This is a genomic window from Spiribacter roseus, from assembly GCF_002813635.1.
GTDB classification, from domain to species: domain Bacteria; phylum Pseudomonadota; class Gammaproteobacteria; order Nitrococcales; family Nitrococcaceae; genus Spiribacter; species Spiribacter roseus.
Window position 1 is genome coordinate 1,218,484 of sequence record NZ_CP016382.1, and the last position, 12,750, is coordinate 1,231,233.

Below are 12,750 nucleotides of genomic sequence, written 5' to 3' on the forward strand. Positions count from 1 at the left end.
ACATTAGCAGCGCAACATGGCGATGTCGCCCAATGCGCTCACGACGTCGGCGGGTGCAGGTCGATGATGATCGGATCGTGATCCGACAGCCGCCAGACGCCATGCCCCTCGCGCGCCAGGTGCGCGGACTCATCGGCATTGATCGGCCAGACGCGGACCGCGGCGATGCGCGCGAGCATGCCGCGGTTGGCCAGTGCGTGATCGAGGTAGCCGGCACGACCGCGGTAGTTGTAGGTATACCGGTCGAGGGGCGTCACATGACGCGCCAGCAGGTCGTGATACCCGGCGGTGGTCCATGCGCCAACCGCCCGCTCGGCTGGATAGGCATTGAGGTCGGCCAGCACCAGCAATGGCGTGTCCGACGCGGGACGGCCCGCCAGCCAGTCGATCATCGCCCGGCTCTGGGCCTGGCGCCGATCCGCCCAGCACCCTTCGCCGCGATCGACATCGCCGCGCTGCGGGCAGCCACCCCGGGACTTGAAATGCGCGGCCGCCACGCGGAATTCAGCCCCCGCCGGCGTCCGGAACCGGGCGACAATGGGCTGCCGCGGATGGACGGGGTGCGCCTGGTGGTCAGCCGTCCGCCGGCTCAGGCGATCGGGGCGATACAGCACGACGCTGCGAATGACTGCGTCACCCCGGCCATCCACGGCCGCCCGATAATCATCCCCCGGCGGCGTCGAGGCGTTCAGCAGGTTGACCAGATTGTCGACGGTAGCGGCATTGTTCTCGACCTCGTGAAGAACCAGCAGATCCGGATCGAGGGCCTGCACAAGGTCCCGCAGGCGCTCGCGCTGGCGCTCGAAGGCGCGCTCGGTTGGTGCACCGCGGCCACGGCGGTCGGTGAAGTAGTTCTGGAGGTTGAGCTGCACCAGGCGCAGGCCCGGCCCGCGGGGTGGCGCCGCCGGGCGCGGATTGCGGGCCTGGAAGGACGGCGGCTCGGTGGGATGAATGCGCCAGCGCCCGAAGGCGCGGGTGAGGATCCCGGTCACCCGCTCGACCCGGTCGCCGGCCCGTCGGATGCCATCCCGGGTGTGCGGAACCGGCCGCGGGTCGCGCCGATAGCTGCCGTCATCGAGGAGCAGGTCCAGCCGCTCGCCGCCCTCAACCCCGTTGTTGGGATGAAACGGCCGCCCGCCCCGGGCGAGGCGCAGACTGCCATAGCGCCCCAGATTGTAGACTTCGGCAATGCTGAGCGACTCGTCGATGCGCACCGGGCGGTCGCGCAGACGTGCGTAGGTCGTCGGATCCCCCGGCTCCAGCCGGACGGGGTCGACCGTACCCACCCCGCAGCGAGACATGGCCACGACCCGTTCGAGCTGGATCCGTCCGCGGTAACGCCCGGTATGGGCGCGGATCCGCAGGCGCGTCTGGCGATCCGGGGTTTCGGCGGTTGCCAGATCGGGGGCATAGACGAAAATCCCGGCCGGCGATGACTCGGAGACCAGATAGAACCCGTTCAGTCCGGAGTCGCCGGGGAAACGCCCGCTGACCAGGGCCTGGACCTCAACCTCCCGGCCGGCCGGCAGGGCCTCACCCTTCAGACCGAGGATTGCCGTGAGCGGAGTCGCCCCCGTTGCCCCGCATGCCGGACGGGCCTGAACGCCGGCGCTGGACAGCGCCAGAACCAGACCGATCAACCCGGCACCCAGCCACCAGCGCCTGCGGTCACCCGACGTTGTCATGCCTCAGACCGCCCGGTGGACATCGCGGATATTGCGCAGACCCACCATCCGCTGCATGACTCCGCTCAGCTGATCGACGTCCGCCACCTCAACGGTCATGACCATGCGCGCCACCTGATCATCAGGATCGGTGCGGGTGTTGACCGCCGTCACATTGATGCCCTCGTTATTGAGCAGCGACGAGATGTCGCGGATCAGACCCGGGCGATCATAGGCCTCGACCACGATATCCACGGGATAGGCACGCCCCGACCCACGACTCCAGCTGACCTCGATGAGGCGCTCCGGCGTCGTCTCCTGCAACCGCCGGATGTTCGCACAGTCGCTGCGATGGACCGTGACCCCCTCATTGCGGGTGATGAAGCCGAGGATGGCGTCACCCGGCGTGGGCTGACAGCAGCGCGCCATCCGCGTCATCAGGTTGCCAACGCCATAGACGCTGATGTCGTCCTCGGGATCCGTGGGGGTCGAGGCACTGCCACTGCGGCGGCGCAGAAGCTGCTCGCGGCTTTCGGGCTCGGCGGGCAGCAGCCGGTCACGCAGCAGATGGGCGATCTGCCCGCCGGTCACATCGCCCCGCCCCAGGGCAGCCAGAAAATCGGGCAGCCGGGCGTAGCGTGACCGCGCGGCCAGTGACTCCAGATTGACGTCGGCAAGCCCCAGCCGATGGAGTTCGCGCTCGAGCAGCTCGCGGCCCAGCTGAATGGTCTTGTCCTGATCCTGCTGACGGAACCAGGCGCGCACTTTGGCCCGCGAGCGGGGCGAGTTGAGATAGCCCAGTGCCGGGTTGAGCCAGTCGCGACTGGGCCGGGCATGGCGGGCGGTGAGGATCTCGACCTGGTCGCCGTTCTGCAGGGAGTGAGTCAGGGGGACCATTCGCCCGTTGACCCGCGCGCCCCGGCAGTGATGCCCGATCTCGCTGTGAATGGTGTAGGCGAAATCCAGCGGCGTGGTGCCCCTGGGCAGGTCGACCACATCGCCCCCGGGCGTAATCACATAGACGCGGTCCTCAAAGATTTCGGCACGGAAACGGTCGATGAGATCGCCATCGGTTTCACTGTCCGGTGTCGATTCGAGTAGCTGACGCAGCCAGGCAACCCGCGCATCGAAGTCGGGATCGGCACTGCGACCCTCCTTGTAGCGCCAGTGGGCGGCGATGCCCAGTTCGGCCTGGTCATGCATCTCGCGGGTGCGGATCTGGACCTCGACGGGGCGTCCACCCTCGCCCATCACGGCGGTATGCAGCGAGCGGTAGTCGTTCTCCTTGGGGCTGGCGATATAGTCGTCGAATTCGCGGGGAATCGGCTGCCAGAGGCTGTGAATGATCCCCAGCGCGGTGTAGCAGGCCGGCACGGTGTCCACCAGCACACGCACCGCGCGCAGGTCGAAGAGCTCGTCAAAACCCAGTCCCTTGCGCTGCATCTTCCGCCAGATGCTGTAGATGTGCTTGGGCCGGCCGCTGATCTCGGCGTTCAGGCCCGCCTCGGCCAGATGCGTGCCCAGACGCGCTTTCATGGCCTCGATGAAACGCTCGCGATCGACCCGGCGTTCGGCCAGCAGCCGGGCGATGCGCTTGTAACTGTCGGGGTCGAGATAGCGGAACGACAGATCCTCGAGCTCCCACTTGATCTGCCAGATGCCCAGCCGGTTCGCCAGCGGCGCGTGCAGGTCGAGGGTTTCACGGGCCACCTGCTGGCGTTCGGCCTCGGGCAGGGCGCCCAGAAGGCGCAGATCATGCAGGCGCTCGGCCAGCACCAGAAACACCACCCGAATATCCCGCGCCATCGCCAGCAGCATCTTGCGCAGCGCCTCGGCACGCGTGCCCTCCTGCGCGCTACCCGACCCCGCATGCAGACGACTGACCTGCCCCATCCGCAGACCACCCTCCACGAGGCTGGCGACCGTGGCGCCGGCCTGCCCGGCAATGGCGGCGAGGTCCGGCCCGCCCGCGTCCGGCAGGTCGTGCAGAAGCCCCGCAATCACGGTATCGGCGTCAAGCTCGAGGCTGCTCAGGATGTCCGCCACCGCGACGGCATGATCGAAGCGGCGGTCCCCGGCCGCACGCCGATCATCACCATAATGAGCGGCGGCGTACTTCCAGGCCGCGGTCAGCCGGGCGCGCTCTTCCGCCCCCGGCGACCGGGGCATGGCGGCGATCCACTCCGCCGCGGACTGATCACCGGGCCGATCGACGACCGGATTGTCGCTCACTTTCACCATGTTTCAGATTCTAGCGCCTATGGGTATTGAATATCCATACAGTACTGTATAGATTAACAGTTACATCGAAGCCATATCGGTCGCCAACCATGAACACGCTGACACCTCGTCAGGATCAGATCCTCCAGCTTATCCAGCGCTTTCTGGCGCGTACCGGCTACCCGCCCACACGCAGCGAAATCGCGGCGGAGCTCGGATTCCGATCGGCCAACGCCGCCGAGCAGCACCTGCGGGCCATCGCGCGCAAGGGTTTCATCACCCTTCAACCCGGCGCATCACGCGGCATCCGCCTCTGCGACCGGGGGGTCGTCGCCAGCGACGATGTCGACGCCGCCGAGGCGGACGGACTGCCGGTGGTCGGCCGTGTGGCGGCGGGCAGCCCCCTACTGGCGGAAGCACATATCGACCACCACTACCGGGTCAGCGACGGTCTGTTCTCGCCGGATGCGGATTATCTGCTGCGGGTCCGCGGCATGAGCATGCGCGACGCCGGCATCCTCGACGGCGACCTGCTCGCCGTGCATTCCACCACCGACGTCCGCGACGGCCAGATCGTCGTCGCCCGCATTCAGGACGAGGTCACCGTCAAACGTTTCTCCCGCACCGGCCATCGGGTCCGGTTGCTCCCGGAAAACCCCGAATTCGCGCCCATTGAACTCGACCTGCGACACGAGGAACTCGTCATTGAGGGAATCGGTGTCGGTGTCATCCGTTCCGGGCTCTAACGCTGAATCGACAGGAGGTTCATCATGAAGGAAGCCATTCACGAGCTGCTTGACCAGCCCGGCATCTGGCGCGCCAACGATCCGCAGCGCGGGGGTTCGGACGCCGCCCTCGACCATATACCCAGCGGCTTCGCGGCACTGGATCGGGTATTGCCCGGTGGCGGTTTTCCCGGCAGCGCCCTCACCGAGATCCTCCACGAGGGCCATGGCGTCGGCGAGCTGCGGCTGGTCATGCCGGCCCTCGCACGGCTGTCGCGCAGCGGTCGATGGATCGCCATGATCGCTCCCCCCTTCGTGCCCTATGCACCGGCACTCGCCGCCCAGGGGATCGACCTGTCGCGGCTGCTGATCGTCCACCCAGGGGATCAGCCCCAGGCGCTGTGGTCCATCGAACAGGCCCTCAGAAGCGGGACCTGCGCGGCCGTGCTGGCCTGGCCCAGCCGCTGTGACGATCGCAGCCTGCGGCGTCTTCAGCTGGCAGCCGAATCCGGGGACAGTCTCGCCCTGCTGTTCCGTGACGCCGCCGCCGCGCAGGAGCGCTCACCAGCGGCACTCCGGCTGGCACTCGGGGAGAGCAGCGCTCAGCAGCTCAACCTCCGGGTACTCAAGTGCCGGGGCACACCGCCCGGGTCGGTGGCACTCGACAGCTGGTCGACGGCGCCCGTGCGCACACAACAGCCCCTGCCGCTGGAGGACTGAGGGGCCATTCCCTCATGGGTGAATGAACGGCAATGCTCTGGTTGTGCCTGCATTTCCGCGAATTGCCGGTGGAGTGCTTCAGCAGCGGCGAGGACAACGCCCAACCGCTGTTTGTCTCCGAGGCGGGCCGTGTCATCGGTGCCAACCGGCCGGCGCGACGCCTGGGGATCCGCCCCGGCATGCTGCCGACAGCTGCCCGGGCAATCAGCGAAGCGGGGCTTCACCGCATCCGCGATCCCCAGCGCGAACGCCGCACGCTGGAGCACCTGGCGACCTGGGCCCTGCAGTTCACGCCGCGGGTAAGCCTCCAGCCGCCCGAGGGGCTGCTTCTGGAGGTGGCCGGAAGCCTGCACTACTTCCAGGGGCTCGAGTCACTGCGTCAGCGGATCTCGGCGGGCCTTGAGCAACGCGGGCATCGGGCCGGAACCGGCATCGCCCCGACACCCACTGCGGCGTGGATGCTGGCCCGGGCGGGCGACAGCACGCCGGTCACGACCCGCGCGGCACTGGCCGATCGGCTCGCGCCCCTGCCAGTCCACGCACTGCCGCTGGAAAAACGGGTTCGCGACGCCCTGGAAGGTCTGGGTTGCGAATGCGTGGATGCCGTCCGGTCGCTGCCCAGCGATGGCGCCACCCGGCGACTGGGCCGCCCGCTGCTCGAAACACTCCAGCGGGCCCATGGAGAGCGCCCCGATCCACGCCAGAACTGGCAGCCGCCCGGTCAGTTCGAGCAACTCATCGACTGCCCCGAGGCGGTTGCGGACGTGGCCGGCCTCCATCCCTTGATCCAGCAGCTGCTGGATACGCTCTGCAGCCATCTGCGCGAGCGCGATACTGCCATCATGCGGCTGTGGTTCATGCTCTGGCACCGCGACCGCGATCCAACCTGCCTGCCCGTGGGGGTCATGTCGCCAACCCGCGATGCCAGTCACCTGAAATGGCTGGTCGAGCGACGTTTCGAGCGTCTCGAGCTGACGGCCGACGTCACCGCAGTTACTCTGCGCGCTGGCCGCTTCCATGCCATGCAGGCGACAAGCGGGGCATTCGACCTGCTCGACCGCGATGACCGGCCGGCGCGGGACGCGAACTGGGAAGCACTCATCGAAACCTTCGACAGCCGACTCGGCGAGGAACGCGTCTGCATGATCACCCCCATGGCCGAACATCGACCCGAGCGGGCCTGGGCCTATCGACGGCCTGCTAGGGTCGACCCGTCAGCGCCCTCGCCCTGCACCGGCGCGCGACCCGCCTGGTTGCTCGAACGTCCGCTGCCACTGCGCAGCTGCCAGGGACGCCCGCAGTACCACAACGCCCCGCTGGTGCTCGAGACGGGGCCCGAGCGCATCGAGACCGGCTGGTGGGACGGGCTCGATGTCACCCGCGACTACTACCACGCATGCACCGCCGAGGGACGCCGCGTCTGGATATTCCGTAATCGGCGCGGACCGCGCGACTGGTATCTGCACGGGATATTCGCCTGATATGCCCGCGGGTCACTTCAGGTTCACGCCGGGCCGGGGCATGGCGCTCGTGGCAGTGGCGGCCCTGCTCTGGAGCACCACCGGGGTCGTCTCGCGGGTGCTGTTCGAGCAGACCGAGATCTCGCCATTGATGGTGGCGTTCATCCGGCTAGCCGTGGCCGCGCCGTTGTTCACGGCAATCGGCCTTCTCCACCAGGGGCGCGGCTTCCTGCGCCTGCCACCCGCCACCGGCCGCTGGCTACTGCTGCTCGGGCTGGCCCAGGCGGGTTTCCAGGTGGGATATCTGAGCTCGGTGGAAAAGATCGGTGCCGGTCTGGCCACGTTGATCACTCTCTGCCTGGCGCCGGTTCTTGTTGCCCTGCTGGGCACGCTGCTGCTGGGCGAAGCACTGACCCGCCGCGTCCTCACGGCCCTGGCCCTCGCGATTGCCGGCACCGCCCTGCTGGTGATCTCCCCCCAGGCCATGAACATTGGTGAAGGCCTCTGGGCCGGCGTCGGCTACGGACTGTTCGCGGCCGGCGTGTATGCCGCCTTCACCCTGATCAGTCGCTATGCCGCCGATCACGTCCACCCCATGCAGAGCGCCGCGCTGGGGTTCGGAGTGGGTGCACTGGTGATGGTGCCGGCATTATCCATGGAGGGTCTGGCACCGCTGATCGAGACCGCGGCCCTGACGGTACCGGCCCTCGCCTATCTGGCGCTGATCCCCACTACGCTCGGATATGTCTGCTTTTTCAGTGGGCTGCGCCACACCACAGCCACCATTTCGAGCATCCTCGTGTTGCTGGAGCCACTGGGTGCGGCGCTACTGGCCTGGGCCCTGCTGGGCGAGGCCCTCGGCCCGTTCGGACTACTCGGCGCCATCATGCTGACCGTGGCGGTCATGGGCCTCACCGTACCGGGTTTCGCTCGACGACTGCTCGGCTGACCCATCATGGCAAACGTCGACGCGGCCTATGCCGAGCTTCACTGCATCAGCAACTTCAGCTTTCTGCGCGGGGCCTCACATCCCGAAGAGCTGGTGCGCCGGGCGGCGGCCCTTGGCTACCGGGCACTCGCGCTGACCGATGAATGCTCCCTCGCCGGTGTGGTCCGGGCCCATGCCGCCGCCCGCGATGGCGACCTGTCGCTCATCATCGGCAGTGAATTCCGGCTGGCGGACGGCCTGCACCTGGTACTGCTGGCTCCGGACCGGTCGGCCTATGCCCGGCTGTCAGCGCTGATCGCACTGGGCCGCAGCCAGGCCGACAAGGGTCACTATCGGCTCGAGCGCAGCGATCTTCAGGATGGTGTCCCCGGCTGTCTGGCACTGCTGGTCACCCAGCCGGACAGCCCCGCGGAAGACGCTGCCTGGATCCGGCGCACATTCCCCGATCGGGCCTGGCTTAGCACCGCCATCCAGCGCGATGGCCGCGACGCCGAAAGAATCCGGCATTGCCAGGACCTTGCCCATCGTCATGACCTGCCGGCCGTGGCGAGCGGTGGCATCGTGATGCATCGCCGCGGGCGAAGGGCATTGCAGGACACCCTCACCGCCATCCGCCACGGCCGACGGCTCAGCGAGCTGGGCGCGGCCGCGATGGCCAATGGCGAACGTCATCTGCGCCCGGGACGGCACATCGCCCGCGATTATCCGCGGGCCATGATCAGCGAAACCCTGCGGATCGCCGAGCGCTGCCATTTCAGTCTCGACGAACTGCGCTATGAATACCCCGAAGAGCTGGTCCCCGCCGAGCATACCCCCGCCAGCTGGCTGCGCGACCGGGTGGAGGCCGGGGCCCGGGCACGCTGGCCCGACGGCGCCCCGGCATCGGTCCACGCGGCCATCGAGCACGAGCTCGCCCTGATCCGCGAGCTGGCCTATGAACCGTTCTTTCTGACCGTTCACGACATGGTCGAATTCGCCCGCCGCCAGGGCATCCTCTGCCAGGGGCGCGGCTCGGCGGCCAACTCCACCGTCTGCTATTGCCTGGGGATCACCGCGGTGGATCCGGCCCGGTCGAGTCTGCTGTTCGAGCGGTTCATCTCGCGCGAGCGCAATGAACCGCCGGACATTGATGTCGACTTCGAGCACGACCGGCGCGAGGAGGTCATTCAGTACATCTACCGCAAATACGGCCGGCATCGGGCGGCCCTGGCCGCCACGGTGATCTGCTACCGCCCCCGAAGCGCAGTGCGCGACGTCGGCAAGGCGCTGGGACTGGATGGCGATCAGATCGAACGCCTCACCGGCACCCTGCAGTGGTGGGATGGACAGTCCATCGAGCCCGAGCGACTCATCGAGGCGGGATTCGACCCGGACAATCCCATGATCCATCGCCTCCTGACACTGGTCCATGAACTGGTGGGATTCCCGCGTCACCTCTCCCAGCACGTCGGCGGTTTCGTGATCAGTCAGGGCCCGCTCAGCGAGCTGGTGCCCACCGAGAATGCGGCCATGGCCGGACGCAGCATCATCCAGTGGGACAAGGACGACCTCGAGACACTGGGACTGCTCAAGGTCGACTGCCTGGCCCTGGGCATGCTCAGCGCCATCCGGCGCAGCCTGGCACTGATCGAGCGGCATTACGGACGCCCGCTGGCGCTGGCGGATATCCCGGCCGAGGACCCGGCGGTTTACGACATGCTGGGTCGTGCCGATACCGTGGGGGTCTTTCAGGTGGAGTCGCGGGCGCAGATGGCCATGCTGCCGCGGCTTCGGCCACGCTGCTTCTATGATCTGGTCATCGAGATTTCCATCGTTCGTCCGGGACCGATTCAGGGCGACATGGTGCACCCGTATCTGCGACGCCGGGCCGGGCAGGAAGCCGTGGATTATCCCAGCGACGCCGTTCGCGGCGTCCTCGAGCGCACCCTGGGCGTACCGATTTTCCAGGAGCAGGTCATGCAGCTCGCCATTGTCGCGGCGGGCTTCAGCCCGGGCGAAGCCGATTCACTGCGTCGCGCCATGGCCGCCTGGAAAAAGCGTGGCGGGCTGGGGCCATTCAGGGAGCGTTTACTCGAGGGCATGCGCGAGCGTGGCTATGCACCCGAGTTCGCGGAGCGATTGTTCGAGCAGATCTGCGGGTTCGGCGATTACGGCTTCCCCGAATCCCATGCCGCCAGTTTTGCCCTGCTCGTCTATGTCTCGGCCTGGCTCAAGTGCCACTACCCGGCGGTCTTCACCTGTGCACTGCTCAACAGCCAGCCCATGGGCTTTTACGCCCCCGCGCAGCTGGTTCGCGACGCCCGTGCCCATGGCGTCGAGGTGACCGGCGTTGATGTGCGTTTCAGCGACTGGGACTCCACCCTCGAGCGCGATCGCGACTCGACGGCGGCACCCAGTCTGCGACTGGGCATGCGCCTGGTCCGCGGACTGAGCACACAGGCCGCGCGGCGCCTGTGCCAGACCCGCGAGCAGGACGGGCCGTTTCGCGATGTCGCCGATCTTGCCCGGCGCGCCCGTCTCGACCGGGGCAGCCTGCGGGCACTGGCCGACGCCGGGGCCCTGGCCGGCATCGGCGGGCATCGCCGCCGGGCCTGGTGGCAGGTGCTGGGCATCGAGGCGCGCGGCCCGCTGCTTGCATCAACGCCGGCCCGGGAATCCACGCCGGACCTGCCCGCACCTTCCGAGGCCGAGGATCTGCTGGGCGACTATCGCGGCCTGGGGCTCAGCCTGGGCCGCCATCCGCTGGCGCTGCTTCGGCCACGACTCCGTGAACAGGGGTTTCGACCGGCCACGGAACTGGCCGATCACGGTCATCGCCGCATTGCCCGGGCAGCGGGCCTGGTCATCAATCGCCAGCGCCCGGGCGCGGCGGGTGGCGTGGTTTTTCTGACCCTCGAAGACGAAACCGGCAGCGTCAACGTGGTGGTCTGGAAGGACCTTGCCGAGCGCCAGCGCCCGCAGGTGATCGGCGCGCGTCTGCTCGGCGTCATCGGTATCTGGGAGCAGCGCGACGATGTCTGCCACCTGATTGCCGGACGACTCGAGGATCACAGCCACCTTCTGGGCGAACTGCAGACCCGATCACGGGATTTCCACTGACGGCACGCACCCGGTGGCGATAGGATAGGGGCATTCAGTCAACCGGACGCCCATTGATCCAGCCCATGCACAACGCGATGTCGAGCCCCCCGGCGGTCACCGAAGCCGGCCAGATCCTGGAATCGGTCTTTGGCTATTCGCAGTTCCGTGGCCGCCAGGCCGAAATCATCGAGCATGTCATCAATGGCGGTGACGCCCTGGTGCTGATGCCCACGGGGGGCGGCAAATCCCTGTGCTACCAGATCCCGGCGCTGGTGCGCCCCGGGGTCGCGGTGGTCATTTCGCCGCTGATCGCCCTGATGACCGACCAGGTCAGCGCCCTGCGACAGCAGGGGGTACGGGCGGCGGCGCTCAATTCGAGCCTGCCCGCCGAGACCCGCGCCGAGACCGAGCGCGCCCTGCAGGCCGGTACGATCGATCTGCTGTACGTGGCCCCGGAGCGGCTGCTGAACAGCGATCTGATGCATCGGCTGAGCGCCATCGACGTGGCCCTGTTCGCCATCGACGAGGCGCACTGCGTATCACAGTGGGGGCATGATTTCCGGCCCGAGTACCAGCAGCTCGGCGCCATCGGCGAGCGCTTCCCCCATGTCCCGCGGCTTGCCCTCACCGCCACGGCGGATCAGCGCACCCGCGAGGAAATCCGCAGCGGACTGCTGCCTGATGACGCCGCCTCGTTCGTCTCGAGCTTTGACCGGCCCAACATCCGCTACGAAGTGGGCCTCAAGGAACGGCCCCGGGAGCAGCTGCTGGCGTTCATCCGCAGCCGTCATGCCGGTGAGTCGGGGATCGTCTACTGCATGTCGCGGCGCGCCACCGAGCAGATCGCCGATTGGCTGAATACCCGTGGCGTCCCTGCACTGGCCTATCATGCCGGGCTTGAGCAGACCCTGCGCGCCCACCACCAGGCCCGGTTTCTGCGCGAGGAAGGGCTGGTGATGGTGGCCACGGTGGCCTTCGGCATGGGCATCGATAAACCCGATGTCCGCTTTGTCGCCCACCTCGACCTGCCCAAGACCCTCGAGGCCTACTACCAGGAGACGGGCCGGGCCGGCCGCGACGGCCTGCCCGCGGATGCCTGGCTGGTGTATGGCCTGCAGGACATTTACCGCATCCGCCAGATGGGGGCCGAATCCAGCGCCGGCGAGGGGCACAAGCGCCGCGAAAAACAGCGTCTGGAGGCCCTGCTGGGTTTTTGCGAAACCCACGAGTGCCGACGCCCCACCCTGCTGGGGCATTTTGGCGAGCACTATGCCGGACGCTGCGAGTACTGCGACAACTGCCAGTCCCCTCCGCGCACCTGGGACGCGGCGGACCCGGCCCGCCGGCTGCTGTCCTGCGTCTATCGTACCGGGCAGCGGTTCGGCGCGGCCCACGTCATCGACGTGCTGCTGGGCCAGGACAACGACCGCATCCGGCAGCGCGGCCACGACCAGCTGAGCACCTTCGCCATCGGCACCGACCTGTCACGCAGCACCTGGCAGTCAGTGATCCGCCAGCTGCTGGCGCATGGCTACCTCGAACCCGACCCAGAGGGCCATGGCGGTCTGCGCCTGAATGACGCGTGTCGGCCCCTGCTGCGGGGGGAACAGGGACTCGAGCTGCGCGAGGATCTGCCCGCCCAGCGGCCTCAGTCCCGGGCCCGGGTCGCCGCATCGGATGTGGCCATGGCGCCGGACACCTGGGCGGCGCTGCGCGCCCAACGCCGCCGACTGGCGGAAACCGAGGGGGTTCCGCCCTACGTCATCTTTCACGATGCCACGCTGCTCGCGATGGTCGAGCAGCATCCGCGCAGTCTTGAAGAATTCGCGGCACTGCCTGGCGTCGGCGCCCGCAAGCTCGAGCGCTACGGCGAAGCCTTTCTGGAGACCCTGGCCACGCTGCCCGACCCCGCCAGTCGCTGACGCGTTAGA

At 68.0% G+C, this 12,750-nt stretch carries 8 protein-coding genes; 6 read left to right on the top strand and 2 right to left on the bottom strand.

What is annotated here, in order from left to right:
- Window positions 1–38 precede the first annotated feature (38 nt).
- Together BBH56_RS05955 and relA are read right to left on the bottom strand one after the other, a co-directional pair.
- Window positions 39–1,685 carry an ExeM/NucH family extracellular endonuclease gene (locus BBH56_RS05955; protein WP_148122254.1) on the bottom strand — a complete coding sequence of 549 codons (1,647 nt, stop codon included), beginning with the start codon at window positions 1,683–1,685 and terminating at the stop codon, window positions 39–41.
- A 3-nt stretch (window positions 1,686–1,688) separates the two neighbouring features.
- On the bottom strand, window positions 1,689–3,905 hold the full coding sequence (relA, locus tag BBH56_RS05960) for a GTP diphosphokinase (protein WP_148122255.1): 2,217 nt from the start codon (window positions 3,903–3,905) through the stop codon (window positions 1,689–1,691).
- An 89-nt stretch (window positions 3,906–3,994) separates the two neighbouring features.
- Here relA and lexA point away from each other — a divergent pair, with 89 nt between their 5' ends.
- From lexA to recQ, 6 genes are all read left to right on the top strand, one after another.
- A complete protein-coding gene (gene lexA / locus BBH56_RS05965; RefSeq protein ID WP_148122256.1) occupies window positions 3,995–4,630 on the top strand; it encodes a transcriptional repressor LexA in 636 nt (211 codons plus the stop codon).
- A gap of 24 nt (window positions 4,631–4,654) precedes the next feature.
- On the top strand, window positions 4,655–5,329 hold the full coding sequence (gene imuA, locus BBH56_RS05970) for a translesion DNA synthesis-associated protein ImuA (protein WP_069134249.1): 675 nt from the start codon (window positions 4,655–4,657) through the stop codon (window positions 5,327–5,329).
- Between the two features lie 32 nt (window positions 5,330–5,361).
- Window positions 5,362–6,810 (top strand): Y-family DNA polymerase, encoded by a 1,449-nt coding sequence (locus BBH56_RS05975; RefSeq protein ID WP_148122257.1) that lies wholly within the window; start codon window positions 5,362–5,364, stop codon window positions 6,808–6,810.
- A gap of 40 nt (window positions 6,811–6,850) precedes the next feature.
- Window positions 6,851–7,738, top strand: a complete 888-nt coding sequence (locus BBH56_RS05980; protein WP_198515195.1) for a DMT family transporter — start codon at window positions 6,851–6,853, stop codon at window positions 7,736–7,738.
- Window positions 7,739–7,744: 6 nt separating this feature from the next.
- Complete coding sequence (locus BBH56_RS05985) at window positions 7,745–10,837, top strand: error-prone DNA polymerase (RefSeq protein ID WP_198515196.1); 3,093 nt, start codon at window positions 7,745–7,747, stop codon at window positions 10,835–10,837.
- Between the two features lie 65 nt (window positions 10,838–10,902).
- A complete protein-coding gene (gene recQ / locus BBH56_RS05990; protein ID WP_069134245.1) occupies window positions 10,903–12,741 on the top strand; it encodes a DNA helicase RecQ in 1,839 nt (612 codons plus the stop codon).
- The last annotated feature ends 9 nt before the right edge of the window (window positions 12,742–12,750 follow it).

Bases quoted from the DNA above. Each gene is read 5' to 3' on its own strand.
- BBH56_RS05980 (WP_198515195.1), top strand. From the start codon at position 6,851: ATGGCGCTCGTGGCAGTGGCGGCCCTGCTCTGGAGCACCACCGGGGTC.
- BBH56_RS05975 (WP_148122257.1), top strand. From the start codon at position 5,362: ATGCTCTGGTTGTGCCTGCATTTCCGCGAATTGCCGGTGGAGTGCTTC.
- imuA (WP_069134249.1), top strand. From the start codon at position 4,655: ATGAAGGAAGCCATTCACGAGCTGCTTGACCAGCCCGGCATCTGGCGC.
- recQ (WP_069134245.1), top strand. From the start codon at position 10,903: ATGCACAACGCGATGTCGAGCCCCCCGGCGGTCACCGAAGCCGGCCAG.
- lexA (WP_148122256.1), top strand. From the start codon at position 3,995: ATGAACACGCTGACACCTCGTCAGGATCAGATCCTCCAGCTTATCCAG.
- BBH56_RS05985 (WP_198515196.1), top strand. From the start codon at position 7,745: ATGGCAAACGTCGACGCGGCCTATGCCGAGCTTCACTGCATCAGCAAC.
- relA (WP_148122255.1), bottom strand. From the start codon at position 3,905: ATGGTGAAAGTGAGCGACAATCCGGTCGTCGATCGGCCCGGTGATCAG.
- BBH56_RS05955 (WP_148122254.1), bottom strand. From the start codon at position 1,685: ATGACAACGTCGGGTGACCGCAGGCGCTGGTGGCTGGGTGCCGGGTTG.